Origin of the sequence: Pseudomonas frederiksbergensis, assembly GCF_900105495.1 — a bacterium.
Classification (GTDB): Bacteria; Pseudomonadota; Gammaproteobacteria; order Pseudomonadales; family Pseudomonadaceae; genus Aquipseudomonas; species Aquipseudomonas frederiksbergensis.
In genome coordinates this window covers 1,349,208-1,375,171 of record NZ_FNTF01000002.1, presented here as the reverse complement: position 1 = coordinate 1,375,171, position 25,964 = coordinate 1,349,208, and the positions used below count along the sequence as shown (strand labels likewise).

Annotated in this window: 26 protein-coding genes; 14 read left to right on the top strand and 12 right to left on the bottom strand. The window is 57.5% G+C overall.

Features of this window, described 5'->3' with window-relative positions; translation table 11 throughout:
- Positions 1-152: 152 nt before the first annotated feature.
- Positions 153-1,973 carry a translational GTPase TypA gene (gene typA, locus BLW70_RS06900; RefSeq protein ID WP_008149445.1) on the bottom strand — a complete coding sequence of 607 codons (1,821 nt, stop codon included), beginning with the start codon at positions 1,971-1,973 and terminating at the stop codon, positions 153-155.
- Between the two features lie 139 nt (positions 1,974-2,112).
- Positions 2,113-3,567 (bottom strand): tRNA uracil 4-sulfurtransferase ThiI, encoded by a 1,455-nt coding sequence (gene thiI / locus BLW70_RS06895; protein WP_074872759.1) that lies wholly within the window; start codon positions 3,565-3,567, stop codon positions 2,113-2,115.
- Positions 3,568-3,897: 330 nt separating this feature from the next.
- On the opposite strand from thiI, the gene glnA reads away from it, so the two are divergent.
- From glnA to ntrC, 7 genes are all read left to right on the top strand, one after another.
- Positions 3,898-5,304 (top strand): glutamate--ammonia ligase, encoded by a 1,407-nt coding sequence (gene glnA, locus BLW70_RS06885; protein WP_046045568.1) that lies wholly within the window; start codon positions 3,898-3,900, stop codon positions 5,302-5,304.
- Between the two features lie 161 nt (positions 5,305-5,465).
- Entirely contained in the window at positions 5,466-6,065 is a 600-nt protein-coding gene (locus BLW70_RS30070) for a hypothetical protein (protein WP_139273363.1), read from the top strand.
- Positions 6,066-6,190: 125 nt separating this feature from the next.
- Entirely contained in the window at positions 6,191-6,613 is a 423-nt protein-coding gene (locus BLW70_RS06875) for a cupin domain-containing protein (RefSeq protein WP_083383345.1), read from the top strand.
- A 24-nt stretch (positions 6,614-6,637) separates the two neighbouring features.
- Positions 6,638-7,147 carry a DUF4124 domain-containing protein gene (locus BLW70_RS06870; RefSeq protein ID WP_074872753.1) on the top strand — a complete coding sequence of 170 codons (510 nt, stop codon included), beginning with the start codon at positions 6,638-6,640 and terminating at the stop codon, positions 7,145-7,147.
- A complete protein-coding gene (locus BLW70_RS06865) occupies positions 7,144-7,761 on the top strand; it encodes a DUF4124 domain-containing protein (protein ID WP_074872750.1) in 618 nt (205 codons plus the stop codon). The genes BLW70_RS06870 and BLW70_RS06865 overlap by 4 nt, the downstream gene beginning before the upstream one ends.
- Positions 7,762-7,991: 230 nt before the next feature.
- The gene (glnL, locus tag BLW70_RS06860) at positions 7,992-9,077 is read left to right on the top strand and encodes a nitrogen regulation protein NR(II) (RefSeq protein WP_074872746.1); all 1,086 of its coding nucleotides are present in this window, start codon (positions 7,992-7,994) and stop codon (positions 9,075-9,077) included.
- The gene (gene ntrC / locus BLW70_RS06855; RefSeq protein ID WP_074872742.1) at positions 9,074-10,510 is read left to right on the top strand and encodes a nitrogen regulation protein NR(I); all 1,437 of its coding nucleotides are present in this window, start codon (positions 9,074-9,076) and stop codon (positions 10,508-10,510) included. The genes glnL and ntrC overlap by 4 nt, the downstream gene beginning before the upstream one ends.
- A 468-nt stretch (positions 10,511-10,978) precedes the next feature.
- Here the strand turns inward: ntrC and BLW70_RS06850 are convergent, their stop codons facing one another.
- Positions 10,979-11,419, bottom strand: a complete 441-nt coding sequence (locus BLW70_RS06850; protein ID WP_074872739.1) for a hypothetical protein — start codon at positions 11,417-11,419, stop codon at positions 10,979-10,981.
- Here BLW70_RS06850 and BLW70_RS06845 point away from each other — a divergent pair.
- Entirely contained in the window at positions 11,418-11,873 is a 456-nt protein-coding gene (locus BLW70_RS06845; protein WP_008068783.1) for a tRNA (cytidine(34)-2'-O)-methyltransferase, read from the top strand. The two genes, BLW70_RS06850 and BLW70_RS06845, sit on opposite strands and share 2 nt — an antisense overlap.
- Before the next feature lie 236 nt (positions 11,874-12,109).
- Here BLW70_RS06845 and secB read toward each other — a convergent pair whose 3' ends face one another.
- The 3 genes from secB to BLW70_RS06830 are packed head-to-tail and all read right to left on the bottom strand — an operon-like array spanning position 12,110 to position 13,306.
- Positions 12,110-12,595, bottom strand: a complete 486-nt coding sequence (gene secB, locus BLW70_RS06840; RefSeq protein WP_007897410.1) for a protein-export chaperone SecB — start codon at positions 12,593-12,595, stop codon at positions 12,110-12,112.
- A gap of 41 nt (positions 12,596-12,636) precedes the next feature.
- The gene (gene grxC, locus BLW70_RS06835) at positions 12,637-12,891 is read right to left on the bottom strand and encodes a glutaredoxin 3 (RefSeq protein ID WP_008149430.1); all 255 of its coding nucleotides are present in this window, start codon (positions 12,889-12,891) and stop codon (positions 12,637-12,639) included.
- A 1-nt stretch (position 12,892) separates the two neighbouring features.
- The gene (locus BLW70_RS06830; RefSeq protein ID WP_008149429.1) at positions 12,893-13,306 is read right to left on the bottom strand and encodes a rhodanese-like domain-containing protein; all 414 of its coding nucleotides are present in this window, start codon (positions 13,304-13,306) and stop codon (positions 12,893-12,895) included.
- A gap of 153 nt (positions 13,307-13,459) precedes the next feature.
- On the opposite strand from BLW70_RS06830, the gene gpmI reads away from it, so the two are divergent.
- The 6 genes from gpmI to BLW70_RS06800 all read left to right on the top strand — a co-directional run bounded on the left by gpmI (position 13,460) and on the right by BLW70_RS06800 (position 21,850).
- A complete protein-coding gene (gene gpmI / locus BLW70_RS06825) occupies positions 13,460-14,989 on the top strand; it encodes a 2,3-bisphosphoglycerate-independent phosphoglycerate mutase (protein WP_074872736.1) in 1,530 nt (509 codons plus the stop codon).
- 268 nt (positions 14,990-15,257) lie between these two features.
- A complete protein-coding gene (locus tag BLW70_RS06820) occupies positions 15,258-16,556 on the top strand; it encodes a murein hydrolase activator EnvC family protein (RefSeq protein WP_074872733.1) in 1,299 nt (432 codons plus the stop codon).
- A gap of 31 nt (positions 16,557-16,587) precedes the next feature.
- Positions 16,588-17,907 carry a S41 family peptidase gene (locus BLW70_RS06815; RefSeq protein WP_074872730.1) on the top strand — a complete coding sequence of 440 codons (1,320 nt, stop codon included), beginning with the start codon at positions 16,588-16,590 and terminating at the stop codon, positions 17,905-17,907.
- Position 17,908: 1 nt separating this feature from the next.
- Entirely contained in the window at positions 17,909-18,706 is a 798-nt protein-coding gene (locus BLW70_RS06810; protein WP_074872727.1) for a divergent polysaccharide deacetylase family protein, read from the top strand.
- A gap of 96 nt (positions 18,707-18,802) precedes the next feature.
- Positions 18,803-20,311, top strand: a complete 1,509-nt coding sequence (locus BLW70_RS06805) for a trypsin-like serine peptidase (protein WP_074872724.1) — start codon at positions 18,803-18,805, stop codon at positions 20,309-20,311.
- Positions 20,312-20,401: 90 nt separating this feature from the next.
- Complete coding sequence (locus BLW70_RS06800; RefSeq protein ID WP_083383343.1) at positions 20,402-21,850, top strand: trypsin-like serine peptidase; 1,449 nt, start codon at positions 20,402-20,404, stop codon at positions 21,848-21,850.
- On the opposite strand, the gene BLW70_RS06795 is transcribed toward BLW70_RS06800, so the two are convergent.
- From BLW70_RS06795 to hisB, 6 genes are all read right to left on the bottom strand, one after another.
- Positions 21,831-22,586 carry a substrate-binding periplasmic protein gene (locus BLW70_RS06795; RefSeq protein WP_074872721.1) on the bottom strand — a complete coding sequence of 252 codons (756 nt, stop codon included), beginning with the start codon at positions 22,584-22,586 and terminating at the stop codon, positions 21,831-21,833. The two genes, BLW70_RS06800 and BLW70_RS06795, sit on opposite strands and share 20 nt — an antisense overlap.
- A gap of 77 nt (positions 22,587-22,663) precedes the next feature.
- A complete protein-coding gene (gene hisF / locus BLW70_RS06790; RefSeq protein ID WP_007897430.1) occupies positions 22,664-23,434 on the bottom strand; it encodes an imidazole glycerol phosphate synthase subunit HisF in 771 nt (256 codons plus the stop codon).
- Positions 23,435-23,443: 9 nt separating this feature from the next.
- Complete coding sequence (gene hisA / locus BLW70_RS06785; RefSeq protein WP_007897434.1) at positions 23,444-24,181, bottom strand: 1-(5-phosphoribosyl)-5-[(5-phosphoribosylamino)methylideneamino]imidazole-4-carboxamide isomerase; 738 nt, start codon at positions 24,179-24,181, stop codon at positions 23,444-23,446.
- Positions 24,182-24,223: 42 nt separating this feature from the next.
- The gene (locus BLW70_RS06780; RefSeq protein WP_008024930.1) at positions 24,224-24,481 is read right to left on the bottom strand and encodes a DUF2164 domain-containing protein; all 258 of its coding nucleotides are present in this window, start codon (positions 24,479-24,481) and stop codon (positions 24,224-24,226) included.
- Positions 24,482-25,120: an imidazole glycerol phosphate synthase subunit HisH gene (gene hisH / locus BLW70_RS06775; protein ID WP_074872718.1), complete on the bottom strand. Its 639-nt coding sequence runs from the start codon at positions 25,118-25,120 to the stop codon at positions 24,482-24,484. It abuts the gene before it with no gap.
- A complete protein-coding gene (gene hisB / locus BLW70_RS06770; RefSeq protein WP_003218037.1) occupies positions 25,120-25,713 on the bottom strand; it encodes an imidazoleglycerol-phosphate dehydratase HisB in 594 nt (197 codons plus the stop codon). Before hisB ends, hisH begins: the two co-directional genes overlap by 1 nt.
- Between the last annotated feature and the right edge of the window lie 251 nt (positions 25,714-25,964).

Here is a 25,964-nt window from a genome sequence, read left to right as displayed (position 1 = left end):
AACGGACGCTCCGCGTCCGCTTTAGGGACGCGGAGCGTCCCGGGCTGCATTCCCACGCAGAGTGTGGGAACGATCTTCAAACCCCAGACAAACAAAAACGCCCCCGACCTTGCGGTCGGGGGCGTTTTTTTAGCAGCTAACTAAGTCGAAACTCAGTTACCGGCTTTCTTGGCAGCGCGGGTACGCTCGCTTTCGCCCAGGATCTTCTTACGAAGACGGATGGACTTAGGAGTGACTTCGCACAGTTCGTCTTCTTGCACGAACTCAAGAGCTTGTTCCAGGGTGAAACGGATAGGCGGAACCAGAGCGATGGTTTCGTCTTTACCCGAGGCACGCATGTTGTCGAGCTTCTTGCCTTTGGTTGGGTTAACGCCCAGGTCGTTGTCGCGGCTGTTGATGCCGACGATTTGACCTTCGTACACGTCTTCACCGTGACCCAGGAACAGTTTGCCGCGAGCTTGCAGGGTTTCCAGCGAGTAAGTCAGAGCCTTACCGGTAGCAACCGAAACCAGCACGCCGTTCTGACGGCCGGACATGTCGCCGGACTTCATCACGTCGTAACGGTCGAAGATCGAGGTCAGGATGCCTGCACCGGAGGTCAGGGTCAGGAACTCGTTACGGAAACCGATCAAGCCACGAGCCGGGATGTTGTACTCAAGGCGCACACGGCCCTTGCCATCCGGAACCATGTTGGTCAGGTCGCCCTTACGGATACCGATCTGTTCCATGATCGAACCTTGCGATTCTTCCGGCAGGTCGATGGTCACGTTTTCGTACGGTTCGTGCTTGACGCCGTCAACCATGCGGATGATCACTTCCGGACGACCAACACCCATTTCGAAGCCTTCGCGACGCATGGTTTCGATCAGTACCGAGAGGTGCAGCTCACCACGGCCGGAGACTTTGAACTTGTCGGCGGTGTCGCCTTCTTCAACGCGCAGGGCAACGTTGTAGAGCAGTTCCTTGTCCAGACGTTCCTTGATGTTACGGCTGGTGACGAACTTGCCTTCTTTACCGCAGAAAGGCGAGTCGTTTACCTGGAAGGTCATGGAAACGGTTGGTTCGTCAACGGTCAGCGGCTTCATCGCTTCGACGTTCAGTGGGTCGCACAGAGTGTCGGAGATGAACAGCTGGTCGAAGCCGCTGATGCAGACGATGTCGCCGGCAGCTGCTTCTTCAACGTCGATACGGTGCAGACCGTGGTGACCCATCAGCTTCAGGATACGACCGGTACGCTTCTTGCCGTCGGCGTCGATAGCGACAACCGGAGTGTTCGGCTTGATGCGACCACGAGCGATACGGCCAACGCCGATAACACCCAGGAAGCTGTTGTAGTCCAGAGCGGAGATTTGCATCTGGAACGGACCTTCACGGTCGACTTTCGGCGCAGGTACGTTGTCGACGATCGACTGGTACAGCGGGGTCATGTCTTCAGCCATGTCGGTGTGTTCCAGACCGGCAATGCCGTTCAGGGCCGAGGCGTAGACAACTTTGAAGTCCAGCTGTTCTTCGGTAGCACCGAGGTTGTCGAACAGGTCGAAGATCTGGTCCAGAACCCAGTCCGGACGCGCGCCTGGACGGTCAACCTTGTTGATCACCACGATTGGACGCAGGCCGGCTTCGAAAGCCTTCTTGGTCACGAAACGGGTTTGCGGCATAGGGCCGTCTTGAGCGTCAACCAGCAGCAGAACGGAGTCAACCATCGACATTACGCGTTCAACTTCGCCGCCGAAGTCGGCGTGGCCCGGGGTGTCCACGATGTTGATGTGGTAGCCGTTCCAGTTGATGGCGGTGTTTTTCGCCAGAATGGTAATACCGCGCTCTTTCTCCTGGTCGTTGGAGTCCATCACGCGCTCGTCGTTGAGCTCGTTGCGCTCCAGGGTGCCGGATTGACGCAAGAGTTTGTCTACCAGGGTGGTCTTACCATGGTCAACGTGAGCAATGATGGCGATGTTGCGTAGATTTTCGATCACTTGTGTATCTCGATCAGAGGATTCGGTGTGCTGACAAGTCTTGGCAGCGATTTACAGTAGAGTCAGGCCTTGCCGTTACAGCTTGACGGCAGGGTCGGGGGGCCGGTGACGCAGGCCACAGGCATACAGCCCCGGGCTCTTAGCTCGGTCGATAAACGCGCACATTGGCATGCCCCTCACTGAGCAAATGGTGGGCATGCAGGCGACTCATCACGCCTTTGTCGCAATACAGCAGGTACTGGCGAGTAGGGTCCAGTTCCTTGAAACGAGCGTTCAATGCATAAAACGGCATCGTCTGCACCTCAATGCCAGCGAGTTCAAGCGGCTCGTCTTCAGCGGCATCCGGATGACGGATGTCGATGATGATCTGGCCCGCCAGAGCTTCGCTGACTTCTTCGATCTGCAAATCCTGGCCCAATTCGTCGATTACGCGATCGATCGGCACCAGTTTGGCGTTTTCGAGCGCACGCTCGAGCACTGCCATGTCGAACTGTTGTTCTTCGTACTCCACGCGTGGACGCTTGGCGTGGGTCTTGGGGTTCACCGAGATGACCCCGCAGTATTCCGGCATGTGCTTGGCGAAATCGGCAGTCCCGATTTCGTTGGCCAGGTCGATGATGTCCTGCTTGTGACTGGCGATCAGCGGTCGCAAGACCAGCTTGTCGGTCACGCAGTCGATCACGGACAGGTTCGGCAGCGTCTGGCTCGACACCTGGGAAATCGCTTCGCCGGTGACCAGCGCTTCGATCTCCAGCCGATCGGCAATACGGGAAGCAGCGCGCAACATCATACGCTTCAAAACTACGCCCATATGACTGTTATCGACTTTCCCGAGAATTTCTCCCAGTACTTCCTCGAAAGGCACACTGACAAATAACACGCGTTGGGAGCTGCCGTACTTCTTCCAGATGAAGTGCGCGACTTCCATAACGCCCAGTTCATGGGCTCGTCCGCCCAGATTGAAGAAGCAGAAATGGCTCATCAGCCCGCGGCGCATGATCTGGTAGGCAGCTACAGTGGAATCGAAGCCGCCGGACATCAGTACAAGCGTCTGTTCCAAGGCCCCCAGCGGATAACCGCCGATGCTGTTGTGCTGGCTGTGGATCACGAACAACCGTTTGTCGCGAATTTCGATGCGAACTTCGATTTCAGGCTCTTTGAGCGAGATTCCGGCGGCGCCGCACTGACGACGCAGTTGGCTGCCGACGTATTTCTCGACATCCATCGAGCTGAATTCATGCTTGCCGGCACGCTTGCAGCGCACCGAAAAAATCTTCCCGGCCAACGCATCACCGAAGTGTTGCTTGCACTTGGCGACGATGTCGTCGAAGTCGCCCAGCGGGTATTCGTCGACTTGCAGGAAATGCGCGATGCCCGGCATGCAGCTCAGGCGCTCGGTCATCTCCTTCAGGGCTTTGGGCTCGCTGACGCGGGTTTCCAGCTCGAGATTGTCCCACACACCGTTCACCACCACGGCCGGGTCCAGGTCGCGGAGCACGGTACGGATGTTTTTGGCCAACTGGCGGATGAAACGCATCCGTACCGGGCGGCTCTTGATGGTGATCTCGGGGAAGACTTTTACGATTAGTTTCATGAAAACAGCGCGCGCTGGGCCAGCCGAAAAAGGGGGGCGCGGATTATAGCGGAAATTGCTCAAGGTTTAACCAGTTAATGTGCAGAAGGTTTTGCGCGCACCAAAACAGGTCATTTGTGGAATATGGCGCTACATTACAGGGCGCTATTTCCAGCTTTGCTGCGCTTTACCTCTATATAAGCGTGAAAATGGGGCAAAAAACCCATGGTGGGGCACTGGCATGCAATTTGCTCCCTTGTGAGGCAGGTTGCCTTGGCAGAGTATTCGCGCCGGCATCACCCACATTCTAAGGGCATCCACTACTAAGCCCGAAGCCACCCGGAGGACACTATGTCGAAGTCGGTTCAACTCATCAAAGATCATGACGTCAAGTGGATTGATCTGCGCTTCACGGATACCAAAGGCACTCAGCATCACGTGACCATGCCGGCTCGCGACGCGCTGGATGAAGCTTTCTTCGAAGAAGGCAAAATGTTCGACGGTTCCTCCATCGCTGGCTGGAAAGGCATCGAAGCCTCCGACATGATCCTGATGCCGGACGACAGCACTGCCGTTCTCGACCCGTTCACCGAAGAGCCAACCCTGATCCTGGTTTGCGACGTGATCGAGCCTTCGACCATGCAAGGCTACGACCGTGACCCACGTGCGATCGCCAAGCGTGCCGAGGAATACCTGAAGTCGACCGGTATCGGCGACACCGTATTCGTTGGTCCAGAGCCTGAGTTCTTCATCTTCGACGAAGTGAAGTTCAAGTCCGACATCTCCGGCTCGATGTTCAAGATCTACTCCGAACAGGGTTCGTGGATGTCCGACCAGGACGTGGAAGGCGGCAACAAAGGCCACCGTCCAGGCGTCAAAGGCGGCTACTTCCCTGTTCCGCCGTTCGACCACGACCACGAAATCCGTACCTCCATGTGCAACGCCATGGAAGAAATGGGCCTGGTCATCGAAGTTCACCACCACGAAGTGGCGACTGCCGGCCAGAACGAAATCGGTGTGAAGTTCAACACCCTGGTCGCCAAGGCTGACGAAGTTCAGACCCTGAAGTACTGCGTACACAACGTTGCTGATGCATACGGCCGCACCGCGACCTTCATGCCTAAGCCGCTGTACGGCGACAACGGTTCGGGTATGCACGTTCACCTGTCCATCGCCAAAGATGGCAAGAACACCTTCGCTGGCGAAGGCTATGCCGGCCTGTCCGACACTGCCCTGTACTTCATCGGCGGCATCATCAAGCACGGTAAGGCGCTGAACGGCTTCACCAACCCGTCGACCAACTCCTACAAGCGTCTGGTCCCAGGTTTCGAAGCGCCAGTAATGCTGGCCTACTCGGCTCGCAACCGTTCCGCTTCGATCCGTATTCCTTACGTATCCAGCCCTCGCGCCCGCCGTATCGAAGCTCGCTTCCCGGATCCGGCAGCCAACCCGTACCTGGCCTTCGCTGCCCTGGTAATGGCCGGCCTGGACGGTATCCAGAACAAGATCCACCCTGGCGACGCAGCTGACAAAAACCTGTACGACCTGCCGCCTGAAGAGGCGAAAGAGATCCCACAAGTTTGCGGCAGCCTGAAAGAAGCCCTGGAAGAGCTGGACAAAGGTCGTGCGTTCCTGACCAAAGGCGGCGTTTTCAGCGACGACTTCATCGACGCTTACATCGCCCTGAAAAGCGAAGAAGAAATCAAGGTTCGTACCTTCGTACACCCACTGGAATACGAGCTGTACTACAGCTGCTGATCCGGTAGCGCCAGCACACGCGGCGTAACAAATGAGGCCTCCTTCGGGAGGCCTTTTTTGTGGGCGTAAGTTTTCAGGCAAAACATTTTTTGAAAATAGTTCTGTGAAACTTCCAGGCAATTTTCATTTACTGTCCCGGGACTTTTCGGAAGGACCATCAGATGAAATCAGCATCGGCCTCTATTTATTCACTAGCGTTGTTTCTTGCGGCGCTGACACCTGCCTGGGCCGCATCGGATAGTTCCCATACCACTGGTCAGGGCAAACACTGGCTGGTGGAAAAATCTTCCGATTACAGCCGGTTTCAAATTGCCCTTCTCAGCGGAAATACGCGCTATGAGGGCAAAACCGGCGAGGCCCTATTGGCGATAAGTTGTCATCCTGATAACCCGATGAGAATGTCCCTGACTATCCCGACCCAGCGACTTGGCTTCAATGCCGATGATTATGAAGGCCCGGGCGCGCCGGCAAACGGACCATTGCGCCTGACAACCGGCACACGCGCGCCCATCAGCTCTCTGGTCAGCGGTTCGGGCTCGGTAAGGAGCCTGCAAGAAGACGGTTGGGTATTCGAGTTTGGTACGAGCATCGACAAGCGCGAGTTGCATTACTGGCTCACTGACACAGCCCGTGGTCAACCTGTAACGTTGACACTGCCTTCGCTCAAGGGTGATACCCCACTGATTGCAGAGTTTGTATTGCCAGAAGACGACAGCGGGTTGCGCAAGGTTATCGGGCCTTGCATGGAAGCATCCGGATGAGCCGCTCTGCAATTTCTGACAAGCAATCGATCCATCTCCCATGACATTCACAGTTTCGTCTGGCATCAATCCATTTGAGTTGCTCGTAGCCTGTACCGACTTGCCTGCACTCAACGGATGGAACGATGAAGATCTACATGCTTACAACCCTGCTTGGCACCTTGACCGCAGGTGCCCTGTCGGGCTGCAACCCAGCAGCATCGACGGCGGCAATCGAACGTAAAGTTCTACTTCAAAGCAGTGCATCCTGGGACGACACGCCTTACATCGCCTACCCGAAGGCAGCACCTGAGCTGTCGCTCCTGAAACTCAAGATACCTGCGAACACTGCACTCGACTGGCACACCCATCCAATCCCCAATGCCGCGTACATTCTTGCCGGCGAGCTGACAGTCGAGAGCAAGGACAGCGGCCAGATCCGACGCTTCAAGCAGGGCGATGCGGTGGCTGAAATGGTTAACATCACCCATCGCGGCAAAACCGGTGACAAGCCGGTAGAACTCATTGTGTTCTATGCTGGCAGCCAAGGTATTCCACTGTCGGAGTAACCTTGATACCCACAGGGAGTCTGGATGCGGTCACTTTTGATATTTCTGCTGCTGTCTTTCGCTTGCCCTGTGATGGCGCAGATCTACAAGTACACCGACGCCGACGGCAACACCGCCTACAGCAATCAACCGCCCGATGGCGTGAAGGCTCAACCGGTCGAGTTGCCACCGCTGAACAGGGTTGAGCCCCAGGCGCCTCCTGCGCCACCGGCTGAAGCCAGCAGTCGCGAACAGCCGCGCAGCGCTTACGAGGTGCTGGAACTGACCAACTTGCCCACCACCGAAGCGCTGCGTGCCAACAACGGCACCTTCACTGTTAACGTGCTGATCAAACCCCGCCTGCAAGGCCCACATTTGTTCAGGCTGTTGCTGGACGATCAGCCTTACGGCCAGCCGAGCAACGTGCCAATCCTGCAACTGGTCAATATTGATCGCGGCACGCACAGCCTCGCGGTGCAGGTGATCGACGGGGAAACCATCGTTCAACAAAGTCCCACCGTGACGTTCACCGTACAACGGGTGCATAAGCCGTGAGGCTGTGGCTGCTGATCATCTGCTTGATCGCCCTGCCGGTGACGGCCGAGGTATTCACCTACATCGACGCCCAGGGCAATCGGGTTTACACCGACCAGCCAGGCTCCGGCAATGCCAAGCGTGTCCCGATGGCGCCGAGTAACCGCATGTCCGCCAACCCTGGCGGCGCAGCACCGGTAGCTGGAAAGAAGGCCGCAACAAAACCACTGTTTCACTACGACATGCTGAGAGTACTGGTGCCGGAGCCAGACGCCACGGTACGCAGCAGCGCTGGAGAGATTATTGTCAGCGTCACCAGCGAACCCGGTCTGCAACGTGGCCATCGCTACCGATTGCTCCTCGATGGCCAACCCACCGCAGATCCCGGCTTGAGCCCGGTGTTCGCCCTGAGCAACATCGATCGCGGCAGCCACAACCTCTCGGTGGAAATCCTCGACGAGCAGGGCCGCACGGTCGAGCGCACCGCCAACCAGCCGTTCCACATGCTGCGCATCTCTCTGGCGCAGAAGCGCCAGGTCAGACCCTGCACCCTCCCCGATTACGGCCAACGGCCGGAATGTCCGCTTAAAGACAAGCCCGCAGAGGAAAAAAATCCCTTCCTGCGCTTCTTCTAACGCCATTCAGGTTTGCGCACTATATTGGTGCAATTGGTTGCACCATACCCATATACCAACCCATTTTGGTTCGAAAGTACCCGTCAAAGCTGGCAGAACGCCACGCAAACGAGCGTCAAACGCCCGTTTCAGGCCTTAAACGCTTCTTTTCGGAGCCTTGGTTTGGTTTTTGCATTTTCCTCGCATCAGCGCTTTATTCATGCGCGCGCCCTGCTCCAAAAGAGGTCCTGATGACCATTAGCGACGCACTGCATCGATTGCTACTCGACAACCTGACCACCGCCACCATTCTGCTCGACGCCGAACTGCGCCTCGAGTACATGAACCCGGCGGCGGAAATGCTCCTGGCCATCAGCGGTCAGCGTAGCCATGGGCAGTTCATCAGCGAGTTGTTCACCGAATCCACCGAGGCGCTGAACTCCTTGCGCCAGGCGGTCCAGCAAGCCCATCCGTTCACCAAGCGCGAAGCGATGCTCACCGCCCTCACCGGCCAGACGCTGACCGTCGACTACGCGGTGACGCCCATCCTGGCCAACGGCGCCACCATGCTGCTGCTGGAAGTCCACCCCCGCGACCGCTTGCTGCGAATCACCAAGGAAGAGGCGCAGCTGTCGAAGCAGGAAACCAGCAAGATGCTGGTGCGCGGCCTCGCTCACGAGATCAAGAATCCCCTCGGCGGGATTCGCGGCGCGGCGCAATTGCTCGCTCGCGAACTGCCGGAAGAAAGCCTGCGCGACTACACCAACGTGATCATTGAAGAGGCCGACCGCCTGCGCAATCTGGTCGATCGCATGCTCGGCTCCAACAAGCTGCCGTCACTGGCGATGTGCAACATCCATGAAGTGCTGGAACGGGTTTGTCATCTGGTGGAAGCCGAAAGCCAGGGTTGCATCACTTTGGTGCGCGACTACGACCCAAGCATTCCCGACGTGTTGATCGACCGCGAACAGATGATTCAGGCCGTGCTGAACATCGTGCGCAATGCGATGCAGGCCATCAGCAGCCAGAACGAGCTGCGCCTTGGCCGCATCAGCCTGCGCACCCGCGCCATGCGCCAGTTCACCATCGGCCACGTGCGCCATCGCCTGGTGACCAAGATCGAAATCATCGACAACGGCCCGGGCATTCCCGCGGACTTGCAGGAAACCATCTTCTTTCCCATGGTCAGCGGCCGCCCGGACGGTACCGGGCTGGGCCTGGCCATTACCCAGAACATCATCAGCCAGCACCAGGGCCTGATCGAATGTGACAGCCATCCAGGCCACACCACCTTCTCGATCTTTCTGCCACTGGAACAAGGAGCCACATCGACATGAGCCGTAGTGAAACCGTGTGGATCGTCGATGACGACCGTTCTATCCGTTGGGTCCTGGAAAAAGCCTTGCAGCAGGAAGGCATGACCACGCAAAGCTTCGACAGCGCCGATGGCGTGATGAGCCGCCTGGCGCGCCAGCAGCCGGACGTGATCATCTCCGACATTCGCATGCCGGGTGCCAGCGGTCTGGACCTTCTGGCGCGGATTCGCGAACAGCACCCACGGCTGCCGGTGATCATCATGACTGCGCACTCCGATCTGGACAGCGCTGTCGCGTCCTATCAGGGCGGCGCGTTCGAATACCTGCCGAAACCGTTCGACGTCGACGAAGCGGTGTCGCTGGTCAAACGCGCGAACCAGCACGCCCAGGAACAGCAAGGCCTGGAAGTCCCGGTCGCCTTGACCCGCACCCCGGAAATCATTGGCGAAGCGCCGGCGATGCAGGAAGTGTTTCGCGCCATCGGACGCTTGAGCCACTCCAACATCACTGTGCTGATCAACGGCGAATCCGGTACCGGTAAAGAGCTGGTGGCACATGCACTGCACCGTCACAGCCCGCGTGCGGCTTCGCCGTTCATTGCGCTGAACATGGCGGCGATCCCGAAAGACCTGATGGAATCCGAGCTGTTCGGCCATGAGAAAGGCGCGTTCACCGGCGCGGCCAACCTGCGTCGCGGGCGTTTTGAACAGGCTGACGGCGGCACGCTGTTCCTCGATGAAATCGGCGACATGCCGGCAGACACCCAGACTCGTTTGCTGCGAGTGCTGGCGGACGGCGAGTTCTACCGCGTCGGCGGCCATGTGCCGGTGAAGGTCGATGTGCGAATCATCGCCGCGACGCACCAGAATCTGGAGACCCTGGTGCATGCCGGGAAATTCCGTGAGGACTTGTTCCACCGCCTCAACGTGATTCGTATCCACATTCCACGGCTGTCGGACCGTCGCGAAGACATCCCGACCCTGGCCAAGCACTTCCTCAGCCGCGCCGCGCAAGAACTGGCGGTAGAGCCAAAGCTGTTGAAAAGCGAAACCGAGGAATACCTGAAAAACCTGCCGTGGGGCGGCAACGTGCGTCAGCTGGAGAACACCTGCCGCTGGATCACGGTGATGGCTTCGGGTCGCGAAGTGCACATCAGCGACCTGCCGCCGGAGCTGCTGAACCTGCCGCAGGATTCGGCGCCGGTGACCAACTGGGAGCAAGCGCTGCGCCAGTGGGCCGATCAGGCGTTGGCTCGTGGCCAGTCGAGCCTGCTCGACAGCGCTGTACCGGCATTCGAGCGGATCATGATCGAAACCGCCCTCAAACACACCGCCGGCCGCCGCCGCGATGCCGCCGTTTTGCTGGGCTGGGGGCGTAATACCCTGACGCGCAAGATCAAGGAATTGGGGATGAAGGTTGATGGTGGGGATGATGATGAGGCGGATGAGGGTTAATCCCCCCACCTGATCGTTCCCACGCTCTGCGTGGGAACGATCCTCACCACTCTTCCGTGCACCGCAGCAATGCACCGTGAACCGCAATCGCGCATGGCAACCGATCCAAAACCCCGCCTTCATCTGCAAGAAAATCCCTATCACAGAAACACGAAAGCCCCGGAATACGGGGCTTTCGACGTTTCAGCGCGACATTCTGTTTCAACTTGTTAAAACCTGGCACGCCCCCTGCAATAGTCCATTCAGTGATTCGATTCACTACCCGGTTTCGGGGACCTTGGTACAGGCAGGCCGGGGATTCCCCTCTTTTACATCGGGCTCACACCGCACAAGCGACGAGCCCAAGCAGTTTTGGGGCCCTTGATACAGGCAGGTCAGGGGTTCCTTCTTTACACCGGGCTCACGTCGCAATGCGCGAGCCCTGCCGTTTTGGGAACCTTGGTACAGGCAGGCCGGGGATTCCCTCTTTTATTGCTCCCGGAGATGGATCTCCAGCCGCCAGCGGTCATCGACCTCGCTACCGGCCCACTCGCCCTGCAGTGGCCGGGCCGCCACCACCGTCAGCAACAACCCCCCATCGCTCAAACGCACGCGCCAGTTCGCGTTCTTGTCGTTGATTTTGAGCTGACCTTTCTGTGACTTTCCTTCAGCCTCGAACAGCAACGCGAGGCTACCGTCGACGAACTCGCCGTGAGCCTTGGGTTCGTTGTTGAACCACACCACCAGCCCATCGTTCGTCACCTCGACCTGCTGCAATTCGCTGGGGTCGGGAGTGGTCAGGCGACCGATCATCAGCCCCACCATCACCCCGACAATCGCCAGCGAAGCCATCACCCGCGGGAATAGTTTCGAACGGTTGTCCACAGGCGGCGTAGAATGCCGCTCATCTTTACCTTCGGAGCCGTGCATGTTTCACGTCATCCTTTTCCAACCAGAAATTCCGCCGAATACCGGCAACGTTATCAGGCTGTGCGCCAACAGTGGCTGCCACCTGCATTTGATCGAACCGCTGGGCTTCGAGATGGACGACAAGCGTCTGCGCCGGGCCGGTCTCGATTACCACGAGTATGCCACCCTGCAACGCCACGCAGACCTCGCCAGCTGTCTGGAAAGCCTTGGGCATCCTCGATTGTTCGCCTTCACCACCAAGGGCTCGCGGCCGTTCCACGATGCCAGCTTCGCCGAGGGCGATGCGTTCCTGTTCGGCCCGGAAAGCCGTGGCTTGCCGGCAGAAGTACTCGATGCCCTGCCCAGTGAACAGCGCCTGCGCCTGCCGATGCGTGAAGGCTGCCGCAGCCTGAACCTGTCCAACACCGTGGCGGTCGCCGTGTACGAAGGCTGGCGCCAGCTCGGTTTTAAATAACACCGCATAACAAATGTGACTGATCGTTCCCACGCTCCGCGTGGGAATGCCTCTAGGGACGCTCCGCGTTCCAGCAGCACCACTGGCGTCGAGCCTGGCACCGGTTGACGCGGAGCGTCACGGGCTGCATTCCCACGCAGAGCGTGGGAACGATCATCGCAACGCACCCAGCAGCATCATTCCGCCCATGAAAAAAGCGCCTGTTATGGCGCTTTTTTCGTTACTGCATCGAACGCTTACTGAACGGTTGGAGTCTCGCCAGCCGCCTGCATGCGTTGCAGCTCTTGTGCGTACAGCGCGTCGAAGTTCACCGGGGCCAGCATCAAGGCCGGGAACGAGCCGCGGGTCACCAGGCTGTCCAGGGTTTCGCGAGCGTAGGGGAACAGGATGTTCGGGCAGAACGCGCCGAGGGTGTGGCTCATCGAAGCGTCGTCGAGGTTCTTGATCAGGAAGATCCCGGCCTGTTGCACTTCAGCAATGAACGCCACTTCTTCACCGTTTTTCACGGTAACGGACAACGTCAGTACGACTTCATGGAAGTCGCCTTCCAGAGCCTTTTGACGGGTGTTCAGATCCAGACCGACGCTCGGTTCCCACTGCTGGCGGAAGATTGCCGGGCTTTTCGGTGCTTCGAAGGACAAGTCACGTACGTAGATGCGCTGCAAGGAGAATTGCGGTGCGGTTTCTTCTTCGCTAGCTGCAGTGTTCTGTTGGTCAGTCATCTCAGATCCTTTCTGATCTTGGGGTCTTATAGGGAAGGCATTCAGGCCTTGAGCATGGCGTCGAGCTTGCCGGCGCGCTCAAGGGCGAACAAATCATCACAACCACCCACGTGGGTGCTGCCAATCCAGATCTGCGGCACGGATGTACGTCCGGCCTTCTGAGCCATGGCGGCACGCACCTGCGGCTTGCCATCGACCTTGATCTCTTCGAAGGCCACGCCTTTGTTCTCGAGCAGGTACTTGGCTCGCGAACAGTAAGGGCAGTAATCGCTGGAATAGACGACGACGTTGCTCATTTCACTTCACCAGCGGCAGGTTATCGCCTTTCCAGCTGGAAATACCGCCGGAGAGCTTGGCGGCAGTAAAGCCGGACTTCATCAGTTCGCGGGCATGAGTACCAGCGGTCTGGCCCATGGCATCGACCAGGATGATGGTCTTGGCCTTGTGCTTTTCCAGTTCGCCGACGCGAGCGGTCAGTTTGTCGTGAGGAATGTTCACTGCGCCAACAATGTGACCGGCGGCAAAGTCCTTGGTCGAACGAATGTCGATCACAACGCCCGCGTCCTTGTTGACCAGCCCGGTCAGTTCACCAGTGCTCAGGCTGCGGCCGCCGCCTTGCATCTGATAAGCGATCAGCAACGCCAGCAGTACGACGAAGATACCGACGAGCAGATAGTGGTTAGTGGCAAATTCAATCAGGTGAGCAACCATCGAAGGAGGTTCCAGGGCGTTAAAATGTCGGCCAGTATACACAGCCACTATGGTGGGCCAAACCCCGTCCGGCGGTGACGCCGTCGGAACTTAGCTTTAAACTGCCACTCCCTTTTCCATCGCCCTCTATTAACTCAGCCACGAGTGGAATCCATGACTACCACGCCTAAACCTTTGGTCCTGATTATTCTCGACGGCTTCGGTCACAGTGAGAGCCCTGAATCCAACGCCATCTTTGCGGCGAAGAAGCCCGTACTGGACCGTCTGTGGGCCACCGTGCCGAACGGCCTGATCTCGGGCAGCGGCATGGACGTCGGCCTGCCGGATGGCCAGATGGGCAACTCCGAGGTCGGCCACATGAACCTCGGTGCCGGCCGCGTGGTGTATCAGGACTTCACTCGCGTGACCAAATCGATCCGCGACGGCGAGTTCTTCGAGAACCCGACCATTTGCGCCGCTGTCGATAAAGCCGTCGCTGCCGGCAAAGCCGTGCATTTCATGGGCCTGCTGTCCGATGGCGGCGTTCACAGCCATCAGGATCACCTGGTGGCCATGGCCGAACTGGCTTTCAAGCGCGGCGCCGAAAAAATCTATCTGCACGCCTTCCTTGATGGTCGCGACACGCCGCCGAAAAGCGCCCAGTCGTCCATCGAACTGCTGGATGCGGCCTTCCAGGCTCTCGGCAAAGGCCGGATCGCCAGCATTATTGGCCGTTACTACGCCATGGACCGCGACAACCGTTGGGACCGCGTGTCCCAGGCTTACAACCTGATTGTCGATGGCAACGGCGAATTCAACGCCGCCACCGCTCAGGAAGGCCTGCAAGCCGCTTACGAACGCGGCGAGAGCGACGAATTCGTCAAAGCCACCAGCATCGGCGAGCCGGTGAAAGTCGAAGATGGCGACGCTGTGGTGTTCATGAACTTCCGCGCAGACCGTGCCCGCGAACTGACCCGCGTGTTCGTTGAAGACGATTTCAAGGAATTCGAACGCGCCCGCCAGCCAAAACTGGCCGGCTTCGTCATGCTGACCCAGTACGCCGCCAGCATTCCTGCGCCATCGGCCTTCGCCGCGGGCAGCCTGGACAACGTGCTGGGCGACTACCTGGCGAAAAACGGCAAGACCCAGCTGCGCATTGCCGAAACCGAGAAGTATGCCCACGTGACCTTCTTCTTCTCCGGCGGTCGCGAAGAACCGTTCCCGGGTGAAGAACGCATCCTGATCCCGTCGCCAAAAGTCGCCACCTATGACTTGCAGCCCGAGATGAGCGCCCCGGAAGTCACCGACCGCATCGTCGATGCCATCGAAAACCAGCGTTACGATGTGATCGTGGTCAACTACGCCAACGGCGACATGGTCGGCCACAGCGGCGTGTTCGACGCCGCGGTAAAAGCCGTTGAATGCCTGGACCTGTGCGTCGGCCGTATCGTCGATGCGCTGGAAAAAGTCGGCGGCGAAGCCCTGATCACTGCCGACCACGGCAACGTCGAACAGATGTCCGACGAGACCACCGGCCAGGCGCATACCGCACACACCACCGAGCCGGTGCCGTTCATCTATGTCGGCAAGCGTGACTTCAAGGTTCGCGACGGCGGCGTACTGGCAGACGTGGCTCCGACCATGCTGATGTTGATGGGTCTGGAAAAACCGGCCGAGATGACTGGCACGTCGATTCTGGTGTAACCCGCCCTATCAAACACCGCCAAAACCTTGTGGGAGTGAGCCTGCTCGCGATAGCAATCTGATAACCAACATCGATGTTGAATATTAGGACGCCATCGCGAGCAGGTCGAATCGTCGCACCGTCGCTCCCACATTGGTTTTGGGTGGTTTGATAGAACAATTTTCTCCGCAACCCGGTCCAGTCATCACACAGCCCCAATTGGGCGTTTTTTTTGCAGCGCTTGGCGGGCATACTAGGCCGTCCCTTTCCCTGGTGTCGCCCGCCTCTATGCTTCGCGTCCTGATAGCCCTTGCCCTGACTTGCCTGCTCCAACCGGCCTTTGCTGACGAGCGCGCGCAAACCCAACAACAGTTGGACGCCACGCGTCAGGACATTGCCGAGCTGAAAAAACTGTTGGGTAAACTCCAGGAAGAAAAAACCGGAGTGCAGAAAGAACTCAAGGGCACCGAAACCGAGATGGGCAAGCTCGAGAAGCAGGTCGAAGCCCTGCAAAAAGAGCTGAAGAAAAGCGAATCCGAGCTGCAGCGACTCGATGCCGAGAAAAAAAAACTCCAGAGCGCGCGCATTGAACAGCAACGACTGATCGCCATTCAGGCCCGCGCGGCCTATCAGAACGGCCGTCAGGAGTACTTGAAGCTGCTGCTCAACCAGCAGAACCCGGAAAAATTCGCCCGCACCCTCACCTATTACGACTACCTGAGCCAGGCCCGCCTGGAGCAGCTGAAGAATTTCAACGAAACCCTGCGCCAACTGGCCAATGTCGAAAAAGACATCGCCATGCAACAGGCGCAATTGCTGGTGCAGAAAAGCAGCCTCGACAGCCAGCGTGACGAACTCGACAAAGTCCGCAAGGAGCGCCAGCAAGTCCTGGCCAAGCTCAGCGACGACGTGAAGGCCCGCGATCAGAAGCTGGCGGCCCGCGAGCAGGATCAGGCAGACCTGTCTAAAGTCCTTAAAACCATCGAAGAAACCCTGGCCCGCCAGGCTCGAGAGGCAGAAGAAGCGCGGCAAAAAGCGCTGATCGCCCAGCAGGAAGCCGAAAAAAAGCGTTTACGTGAGGCCCAGGCTGCAGCAGATGCTGACGCCACTGACGCCCCACGCAAACCCGTTAGATCGACACCCGGCGCCCTGGTATCAAGTTCAGGCGAGACCTTCGGCGGTCCCTTTGCTTCAAGTCGGGGAAAACTTCCCTGGCCTGTTGATGGTCGACTGCTGGCACGCTTTGGCGAATCCCGTGGCGACGACGCCCGCACCAAATGGGACGGTGTGATGATCAGCGCCTCCGCCGGCAGTCAGGTGCACGCCGTGCATGGCGGTCGCGTGGTGTTCGCCGACTGGTTGCGCGGTGCCGGGCTGCTGGTGATTCTCGACCACGGCAACGGCTTCTTGAGTCTTTATGGTCACAACCAGACGCTGCTCAAGTCTGCGGGTGACGTGGTTAAAGCCGGTGAGTCCATCTCCACTGTGGGTAACAGTGGCGGGCAGGACACACCAGCGCTGTATTTCGCTATTCGTCAGCAGGGTCACCCGAGTGATCCAGCGCAATGGTGTCGCGCGCAAGGATAAGCACGCGACCTAATTCAGGAGTTCGTTAGACATGCTGCATTTGTCCCGCCTTACCTCGCTGGCCCTGACGATCGCCCTGGTGATCGGCGCGCCTCTGGCGTTTGCCGCTCAACCGGCCCCGGTGATCGCGCCTGCGGGCACTGCTGCGACCACCAAGGCGCCGTTGCCTCTGGAAGAGTTGCGCACCTTTGCCGAGGTCATGGATCGGATCAAAGCCGCGTATGTCGAGCCGGTGGACGACAAGACCCTGCTGGAAAACGCGATCAAGGGCATGCTCAGCAACCTCGACCCGCACTCCGCCTACCTGGGCCCGGAAGACTTCGCTGAATTGCAGGAAAGCACCAGCGGCGAATTCGGCGGCCTGGGCATCGAAGTCGGTGCCGAGGACGGTTTCATCAAGGTGGTTTCACCGATCGATGACACGCCGGCCTCCAAGGCTGGCATTCAGGCCGGCGACTTCATCGTCAAGATCAACGGCCAGCCGACCCGCGGCCAGAGCATGACCGAAGCCGTGGACAAGATGCGCGGCAAGATCGGCCAGAAAATCACCCTGACCCTGGTGCGTGACGGCGGTGCGCCGTTCGACGTGACCCTGACCCGCGCCATCATTCAAGTGAAGAGCGTGAAGAGCCAACTGCTGGAGTCCGGCTACGGCTACATCCGCATTACCCAGTTCCAGGTCAAGACCGGCGACGAAGTCTCCAAGGCCCTGGCCAAGCTGCGCAAGGACAACGGCAAGAAGCTCAAAGGCATCATCCTCGACCTGCGGAACAACCCGGGCGGCGTGCTGCAAGCGGCGGTGGAAGTGGTCGACCACTTCATCACCAAGGGCCTGATCGTTTACACCAAGGGCCGTATCGCCAACTCCGAACTGCGCTTCTCTGCCACCGGCAAGGACGAAAGCGAAGCGGTGCCAATGGTCGCGCTGATCAACGGCGGCAGCGCCTCGGCCTCGGAAATTGTCGCTGGTGCCTTGCAGGATCAGAAACGCGCGGTGGTCATGGGCACCACCAGTTTCGGCAAAGGCTCGGTACAAACCGTGCTGCCGCTGAACAACGACCGCGCACTGAAGATCACCACGGCGCTGTACTACACGCCGAACGGTCGCTCGATCCAGGCTCAGGGCATCGTCCCGGACATCGAAGTGCGCAGGGCCAAGATCACCAACGAGCAGGACGGCGAGTACTTCAAGGAAGCCGATCTGCAAGGTCACTTGGGCAATGGCAACGGCGGCGCCGACAAACCGACCGGTTCCGGCGGCAAAGCCAAGGCGATGCCGCAGGATGACGATTACCAGTTGGCCCAGGCCCTGAGCCTGCTCAAAGGACTGAGCATCACCTCCGGCCGCTGAGATGAGCCTGCGGTTGTTCCTCGGCCTGCTGTGCTGTCTGGTGGGTGTCGCTCACGCGGCGCCTGCCACAACAGCAGCCACACCTCACAAGGCTTATCTGAGCCTGATCATCGATGACCTGGGGCAGAACCTGCCCCGGGATCGTCGCGTGCTGGCCCTGCCCGGCCCGGTCACCGCAGCAATCATGCCCGACACACCCCACGCCAGCGAATTTGCCCGCGAGGCCCATCGCGCCGGCAAGATTGTCATCCTGCACATGCCCATGGACCCGGCCACCGGCCCGTTCGCCTGGCACCCCGACCTGCCCATCGACGAACTTGAAAAACGCCTGAACGCAGCGTTCAAGGTCGTGCCCTACACCGCCGGCATCAACAACCACATGGGCAGCCGCATGACCTCTCAGCCGGCGGCCATGGCCTGGTTGATGGCGGACTTGCAGCGTCGGCACAAGCTCTTCGTCGACAGCCGCACCAGTGCGCAAACCGTGGCCGCCGCCGAGGCGCAGAAGATTGGTCTGGCAAGTGTTTCGCGGGATGTGTTCCTGGATGACGAGCCCACTGAAGCGGCAATTTTCACTCAACTGCAGACCGCTATCAGCCTGGCGCAAAAGCAAGGTTCTGCGGTAATGATCGGGCATCCGTATCCGCAGACATTAGCGGTGCTTGAACGTGAATTGCCCAAGCTCAAGGCTCAGGGCATTGACTGGATCGACATCAAACAGATGGTCAGTGTGCGCGGCAATCGCGCTACAGCCGCACACGGCAAGGATGGGCTTTACCGCATCCCTCCTGCCCGCTGATTGATCGGAACTTCTGATTTCACGATAACTATATATGTCTCTTGGTACTCAGCCTAATGCCACGATAGTGCTTATCTGAATTCCCGAGGAACAGTCATGAGAAATAAACTTACGCTAATTAAATACTGCACTTTTCTGATACTTTTGCTGTCCCAAGCCTCGCACGCAAGTGATCTCGGCGAGGGACTGACCAACCAATCAAATCCGATACTTTTGAAAAACAAGGATGCTAAATACAACCATTGGAATGGTATTGGAAAAATTTTCAAAGACAGCAAACCACTGTGTACAGCCAGCCTGTTAGATACCCGAGACGAAGACAACAATGCACTGGGCCCGGCTTATCTGCTCACGGCAGGACACTGTGTAGCCCAAGGTCTGGAACACCCTGTCACCGATATACCTTTTGAGGCAAGCGTAACATTTAACTTCTTCATCGATACCTCGGATGAATACAAGAGCTACAAAATTCAAAAAGTAAACTGGGCTAGCATGTCCACCACTGACATTGCTATTTTGGAGCTGGACACCCCTCTGTCTACGCTACTTGAAGATGGGGTGACACCACTGAAGCTGGCATACAGAGCCTCCAAGATAGCTAACGATATACTCGTTGTCGGCGCACCAGATAATCTTCCAGAATCCGGTCTGCGCCTAGCTGCTTGCTATCAGGAATCAACAGAAGCAACGCTTGTGTTGAAATGGTGGGCCTTTCCGAACACCCTGAAAAACAGGTGCAAGGGTATTCGTCATGGCGCTTCCGGGAGCCCTGCCCTTGATCGTGAAACAGGAAGTATTGTCGGCGTGTTATTTGCTTCTACATTTGTATCGTCACTAGATGAATTATGTTTCAACACCGCTTGTGAAGTGAAAAATGAAAAAACCGAATTGTCTCCTGAAACCAATTACAGCCACACGGCCGATTACTTACCAAGTTGTTTTGCAAAAGGAATTTTCAGCACCACATCTAGCTCTTGCACGCTGGAACCAACTTTCAATTTAGAACTGAACGATTACGCTCCATTGAGATACGCCACCGTACCATCTACTGGAAACCCGACGGTGCCTACATGGGGTCTGGATTTTTCGATGGACAAGCCTTACTACCGCTTTAAAACTGTCCGCGACGCCAGGGACTGTTTGTCCCCTCACTACTACAGCGACGTAATAAGCACCATCGGCGCTTTGATCAATACTCCTACAGGTCGCAAAGCAGGCATGTATTTTCTCTGCGTACTGGGCGTTGAATCAGCAGAGCAGACTCCGACAGCAGGGCTACTGAGAACCGTCTGGATTTCTCCAGCACAACTCGTAGAGGCAGAACCCGTCAGAATGGCAGAACCCATTATTACGTTGGGAGCCGACTGGAATTACAACGTCACATGGCGTCATTCGTTACCTTTGTATTTTAATAGCTTCTACTACGCCGGCCCGACAGACAAAACAAACTGCGGCGACATAAAGCGTGAAGATTATATTTATGCTTATGAAAATAACGCAGTGACTTTTACTGCCGAGCAGCTTCCTCTAACACTGTGCAGCTACAACAACAGCCTGGACTCCCGGTCCTCTGCGGTACGCACCGACTTGCTGACACTGCCTTGACACGATCTGACAGCTTCAGCTATCCATATAACCGACCGCCCCACTACGCACCGAAATTAACCAAATTAAATATATCGCCAAGGAATGGCCATGAACTACACACGCACCGTACTAATCGGTTGTTTATTCAGCAGCTTCCTTAGTCCTGCCCAGGCAGCCCCAAGAGACATTGGTGAAGGACTCAGAAATAATTCCATATCGAAAGCACTGAAAAATAGCGAACAACAATATTCGCTCTGGAGTGGTATCGGCTACCTGACCACTCAAGACAGTGCTTGCACGGCGACCCTTATCGACACCAGAAATTTTGAGAACAAAGCTGTTGGACCTGCTTATTTAATCACCAGCGGTCACTGCGTAACAGCTGAAATCGGAACGGCCAAGTTAAACCAGACATTTGATGCGAGCATAACTTTCAATTATTTTTATGACACGCCCGACAATCACAAGACATATAAAGTTCGAACAGCCAATTGGACCAGCATGGTCGGCACGGACATGGCTTTACTTGAAGTCGATAAACCTCTTGCACTGCTAATTGAAAACGGAATTGTCCCGCTCAAACTTGCACCCCTCCCGCCCCTGGACAGGCATGACGTACTCAATGTGGGCGCACCTGGAAAATTCGTGGAGAAGGGGCTGCGCTTGAGCGCATGTACTCAAGAGGTTTCCAGAACCATGTCCGACAGCATCTCAAGGTTCCCCGGGGGCTTAACGAATCAGTGTGCTGATTTACACCCAGGAAGTTCCGGGAGCCCGATGCTGGATCGTCGTACAAACGAGATCATCAGCATTACCTCAGAAAAAGGCTATAGCTACGCGGCAAATTTTATCTCCGACTGTTTTATTAATGGAGTCTTCACAAACAACTCAGAAAACTGCACATTACGGGAAGTTGATATTACTATCGACCTACCGAGTCTTTTCACAACACATACATACTCTCATTGGAATTCAGCGGGGAAAGAAATTTTACCGACATGGGATTACAAGTTCAGTATCAACAGCCCTTACTATCGCTACAAAACCACACGCGACGCCATAAATTGCCAAGACCCCAACCGGTACAGTGCCGCTATTAGTTCGACAAGTCCTCACATAAACAGCGCTATTGGCCCTCAGACTCGCATGCACGTCTTGTGCATTATTGGTGTGGAGTCACAAGAGCAGAAGCTCTCCAGTGGATTACTACGAAATACTTTCACGCACGCTGTCTATCTGGCAGAGCCGGCTCCTGTACCGAATATTACTCTGAACTCCAATCGGCACATCAACATCACATGGGAAAATTCATATCCAGAATACACCTCCCACTTTTTTCACTTAGGCCCGGCCGACTCCACACAATGCGGCAATCATGATGACCCGCGTTACAAAACCATAGCCGACAGCGGAGTTTTATACTTATTCTCACCTGTCAAACTCTGCAGCTACGCCCGCCGAGATACTGAACCACACCTATCCGCGATACGCTTTGACGTGATCACCCTTCCTCCAATCGAGCGGAATACAACATCCACTACAAGTACCGCGCCATGATGTCGTCGACCACGCCTTCCTTGCGTAGCTGATCCAGCGCGGCTTGCAACTTGGCCACGACGTCATCCGACACATCCTTGTTCAACGCCAGGTACAACTCGGCGCTGTTGAAGCGCAGCACGGTCTTGAGCCCGTTCACGCCGTCCTGACGCGCCAGATAGCGGCCTGCCGGATCACCCGTGGCCCACAGGTCGATCTGGCCGTTGACCAGTTTTTTTGCGTTGTCCTGATCGCGCAGCACAACGATCGGTTTCAGTCCTTGTTTGGCCAGCGTCTCGGCAATTGCATCACCCTTGTAGGCGCCAATCTTGTACTTGCGCGCCTGATCCAGCGTCTCGAGGGTGATCTTGCTATCGGCCTTGGCCAGCATGATCCAGTCATCCGGACCAATCGGACCGACCCACTTGAAGAGTTTCTCGCGGTCCGGCAACCGCGCCATCACGAACACGCCATAACCGGGTTTTTCCAGGGCGAGTTTGTAGATTCGCTCCCATGGGAAACGCAGCGTCAGGCTGTAGGGGATGTCGGCGCGCTTGAACATCTCACGGACAATGTCCACGGCAATGCCGTCGATGTTCTCGTCCTGAGCGAAGTTCTTGCCGTTCTTTGCCATGTTGTACGGCGGGAAGTTTTCCGTCAGTAACACCAGACCGGTGCCCTGATTTTCTGCGGCGTGAACTCCGTTGATGAACAACAGAGAAGCGCTGGCGAAGGCAAGAAGAAGACGTTTAAGCATGTCGGGCTACCGGAATCCATGGCGTGTCCAAGAGTGCCTTGAGCCCGCCATGCTGTCCACTGGCCTGTACCGTTTGTTTAACGCATCACGATGCCGCGATGAGCCATGTAGGCCTTGGCTTCCTGCACGGTGTATTCGCCGAAGTGGAAAATACTCGCCGCCAATACCGCACTGGCGTGGCCTTCGAGGATGCCGTCGGCCAAATGCTGCAGGTTGCCGACACCGCCCGACGCGATGACCGGAATCCCCAGCGCATCGCTGATGGCGCGGGTGACACCCAGGTCGAAGCCGTTTTTCATGCCGTCCTGGTCCATGCTGGTCAGCAGGATTTCACCGGCACCGAGGCCTTCCATCTTCTTCGCCCACTCAACGGCGTCGAGACCGGTTGGCTTGCGACCGCCGTGGGTGAAGATTTCCCAGCGCGGGGTTTCGCCCGGACCGGACACTTTCTTGGCGTCGATGGCGACGACAATGCACTGCGAGCCAAAATGCTGAGCCGCTTCGCCGACGAATTCCGGGTTGAACACCGCAGCGGTGTTGATCGAAACCTTGTCCGCGCCGGCATTCAGCAGATTGCGAATGTCCTGCACGGTACGCACGCCGCCACCCACGGTCAGCGGGATGAACACCTGGCTGGCCATGCGCTCGACGGTATGCAGCGTGGTGTCGCGACCGTCGACGCTGGCGGTGATGTCGAGAAAGGTAATCTCGTCGGCGCCCTGCTCGTCGTAGCGACGGGCGATTTCCACCGGGTCGCCGGCGTCGCGAATGTTCTCGAACTTGACGCCCTTGACCACCCGGCCGTTATCCACGTCCAGGCAAGGGATGATGCGTTTGGCCAGCGCCATGGTCAGTCCTCAGCCTTTGTACGAATCGCAGAAAGCTTGCGCTTCGGCGACATCGAGGGTGCCTTCGTAAATCGCCCGACCGGTGATGGCGCCGATGATGCCTGGCGCCTTGGCGTCGAGCAGCGACTTGATGTCACCCAGATTGTGGATACCGCCGGAAGCGATCACTGGAATCTTCGTCGCAGCGGCCAGGGCGGCGGTGTACGAAACGTTGCAGCCCTGCATCATGCCGTCTTTGGCGATGTCGGTATAAACGATCGCGGACACGCCGTCGGCTTCGAATTGCTTCGCCAGGTCGATCACCTGAATGGTGCTGATTTCAGCCCAGCCGTCAGTGGCGACAAAACCGTCTTTGGCATCCAGGCCGACGATCACTTTGCCCGGGAATGCGCGGCAGGCTTCAGCAACGAAAGCCGGATCTTTCACGGCTTTGGTGCCGATGATCACGTAGCTCACGCCCGCTTTGACGTAGTGTTCGATAGTTTCCAGGGAACGGATACCGCCGCCGATCTGGATCGGCAGGTTCGGGTAGCGCTTGGCGATGGCGGTGACCACTTCGCCGTTGACCGGCTGGCCTTCGAAGGCGCCGTTCAGGTCGACCAGATGCAGACGACGGCAACCGCCCTCCACCCACTTGGCAGCCATGCTCACCGGGTCATCGGAGAACACCGTGGAATCTTCCATGCGGCCCTGGCGCAGACGAACACAGGCACCGTCTTTAAGATCGATAGCGGGAATAATCAGCATCTGGCAAACCTTCAAATTCGAGTATTCAGCTTCGCTCGGAAATCAGTTTTTCTCGAGCGCCCACAGGTCGCTTTCGATGCTTTCGAACCTCTCTTTGAGGTGCGTCTGCACATCGAAAATCGCCCTGTTGTAATAGTGCGGCGCAATTTCACGGGTAAACAGCTCAAGGATTTCAGCCGCTTCGAACGAACCCAGGTCCAGTTCGAAGCGATCTTCCATAAAGCGTTTGATCTTGTGATTAGCCTCGTTCTCCTGTTCAGGAGTGAGGGTCAGGATCGGCGGCTTTTTCTTGACAGCCATTTACCAGCGACCATCCCACGCAGCGAAGTTCTGCAGCAATTGCAGGCCATGGGTATGGCTCTTCTCCGGGTGGAACTGCACGGCGAAACGCGAGCCATCGGCCAGCGCCGCGGCGAAATCAACACCGTAGTGACCGCCACCCACCACTTGCCGCGGGTTGCCGGCAGCGATGTAGTAGCTGTGCACGAAGTAGAAACGCGCCAGGTCCGGAATGTTGTGCCACAGCGGATGGGTGACCGTCTGCTTCACTTCGTTCCAGCCCATGTGCGGGACTTTCAAATGCTCGCCATCTTCGTGCAAATCCTTGCCGAAGAACTTCACCGCGCCAGGAAACAGGCCGATGCAGTCGACGCCGTCGTTCTCTTCGCTGCTGTCGAGCAAGGCTTGCATGCCGACGCAGATGCCGAGGAACGGGCGGTCCTGGCTGACTTCGCGCACCAGCGAATCGAAGCCCAGGCGGCGGATCTCTGCCATGCAGTCGCGAATCGCGCCGACGCCGGGGAAAACCACCCGGTCGGCTTCGCGAATCACAGCGGCATCGCTGGTGATCAGGACCTTGCCGGCACCGACGTGCTCGAGGGCCTTGGCCACCGAGTGCAGGTTGCCCATGCCGTAATCGATAACCGCGACCGTCTGCATTACAGAACGCCTTTGGTCGACGGCATCTGACCGGCCATGCGGTCATCCAGCTCTACGGCCATGCGCAGGGCGCGGCCGAAAGCCTTGAACACGGTTTCGATCTGGTGGTGAGTGTTGGTGCCGCGCAGGTTGTCGATGTGCAGGCTGACGAGTGCGTGGTTGACGAAGCCCTGGAAGAATTCCTGGAACAGGTCAACGTCGAAGCCGCCAACGGTGGCGCGGGTATAGGGAACGTGCATCTGCAGGCCTGGGCGGCCGGAGAAGTCGATCACCACGCGCGACAGCGCTTCATCGAGCGGCACGTAGGCGTGGCCGTAGCGACGGATGCCTTTCTTGTCGCCGATGGCTTTGGCAAAAGCCTGACCCAGGGTGATACCGACGTCTTCCACGGTGTGGTGGTCGTCGATATGCAGGTCGCCCTTGCTGACAATATCCAGGTCGATCAGCCCGTGACGGGCGATCTGGTCCAGCATGTGCTCAAGAAAAGGAACACCGATATCAAATCGGGCCTTTCCGGTGCCATCCAGGTTGATCGAGGCTTTGATCTGGGTTTCCAGAGTGTCGCGCTCGACTGACGCCTTACGTTCGGCCATCACCAGCTCCGCAAAATCATTGGGCGAAAAAGGCAATCATTATAGGGGCGCGGGGCCGAAACAGAAACACGCGACGTGATATCCCTGACGGGCTGAACCCGCTGTTGTCGGGGATAGACATGTCCATACAACTCATTTCGGCCCCTCCAAAAACAACTGTAGGAGCGAGCCTGCTCGCGATGGGGACCTCACATTCAACATCTCTGTCGACTGTCAGACCGCTATCGCGAGCAGGCTCACTCCTACAAGGG

Excerpts from the sequence above, each read along its gene's own strand:
- thiI (WP_074872759.1), bottom strand. The coding sequence starts at position 3,567 with ATGAAACTAATCGTAAAAGTCTTCCCCGAGATCACCATCAAGAGCCGC.
- glnA (WP_046045568.1), top strand. The coding sequence starts at position 3,898 with ATGTCGAAGTCGGTTCAACTCATCAAAGATCATGACGTCAAGTGGATT.
- BLW70_RS30070 (WP_139273363.1), top strand. The coding sequence starts at position 5,466 with ATGAAATCAGCATCGGCCTCTATTTATTCACTAGCGTTGTTTCTTGCG.
- BLW70_RS06875 (WP_083383345.1), top strand. The coding sequence starts at position 6,191 with ATGAAGATCTACATGCTTACAACCCTGCTTGGCACCTTGACCGCAGGT.
- BLW70_RS06870 (WP_074872753.1), top strand. The coding sequence starts at position 6,638 with ATGCGGTCACTTTTGATATTTCTGCTGCTGTCTTTCGCTTGCCCTGTG.
- glnL (WP_074872746.1), top strand. The coding sequence starts at position 7,992 with ATGACCATTAGCGACGCACTGCATCGATTGCTACTCGACAACCTGACC.
- ntrC (WP_074872742.1), top strand. The coding sequence starts at position 9,074 with ATGAGCCGTAGTGAAACCGTGTGGATCGTCGATGACGACCGTTCTATC.
- BLW70_RS06845 (WP_008068783.1), top strand. The coding sequence starts at position 11,418 with ATGTTTCACGTCATCCTTTTCCAACCAGAAATTCCGCCGAATACCGGC.
- BLW70_RS06850 (WP_074872739.1), bottom strand. The coding sequence starts at position 11,419 with ATGCACGGCTCCGAAGGTAAAGATGAGCGGCATTCTACGCCGCCTGTG.
- secB (WP_007897410.1), bottom strand. The coding sequence starts at position 12,595 with ATGACTGACCAACAGAACACTGCAGCTAGCGAAGAAGAAACCGCACCG.
- grxC (WP_008149430.1), bottom strand. The coding sequence starts at position 12,891 with ATGAGCAACGTCGTCGTCTATTCCAGCGATTACTGCCCTTACTGTTCG.
- BLW70_RS06830 (WP_008149429.1), bottom strand. The coding sequence starts at position 13,306 with ATGGTTGCTCACCTGATTGAATTTGCCACTAACCACTATCTGCTCGTC.
- gpmI (WP_074872736.1), top strand. The coding sequence starts at position 13,460 with ATGACTACCACGCCTAAACCTTTGGTCCTGATTATTCTCGACGGCTTC.
- BLW70_RS06820 (WP_074872733.1), top strand. The coding sequence starts at position 15,258 with ATGCTTCGCGTCCTGATAGCCCTTGCCCTGACTTGCCTGCTCCAACCG.
- BLW70_RS06815 (WP_074872730.1), top strand. The coding sequence starts at position 16,588 with ATGCTGCATTTGTCCCGCCTTACCTCGCTGGCCCTGACGATCGCCCTG.
- BLW70_RS06810 (WP_074872727.1), top strand. The coding sequence starts at position 17,909 with ATGAGCCTGCGGTTGTTCCTCGGCCTGCTGTGCTGTCTGGTGGGTGTC.
- BLW70_RS06805 (WP_074872724.1), top strand. The coding sequence starts at position 18,803 with ATGAGAAATAAACTTACGCTAATTAAATACTGCACTTTTCTGATACTT.
- BLW70_RS06800 (WP_083383343.1), top strand. The coding sequence starts at position 20,402 with ATGAACTACACACGCACCGTACTAATCGGTTGTTTATTCAGCAGCTTC.
- BLW70_RS06795 (WP_074872721.1), bottom strand. The coding sequence starts at position 22,586 with ATGCTTAAACGTCTTCTTCTTGCCTTCGCCAGCGCTTCTCTGTTGTTC.
- hisF (WP_007897430.1), bottom strand. The coding sequence starts at position 23,434 with ATGGCGCTGGCCAAACGCATCATCCCTTGCCTGGACGTGGATAACGGC.
- hisA (WP_007897434.1), bottom strand. The coding sequence starts at position 24,181 with ATGCTGATTATTCCCGCTATCGATCTTAAAGACGGTGCCTGTGTTCGT.
- BLW70_RS06780 (WP_008024930.1), bottom strand. The coding sequence starts at position 24,481 with ATGGCTGTCAAGAAAAAGCCGCCGATCCTGACCCTCACTCCTGAACAG.
- hisH (WP_074872718.1), bottom strand. The coding sequence starts at position 25,120 with ATGCAGACGGTCGCGGTTATCGATTACGGCATGGGCAACCTGCACTCG.
- hisB (WP_003218037.1), bottom strand. The coding sequence starts at position 25,713 with ATGGCCGAACGTAAGGCGTCAGTCGAGCGCGACACTCTGGAAACCCAG.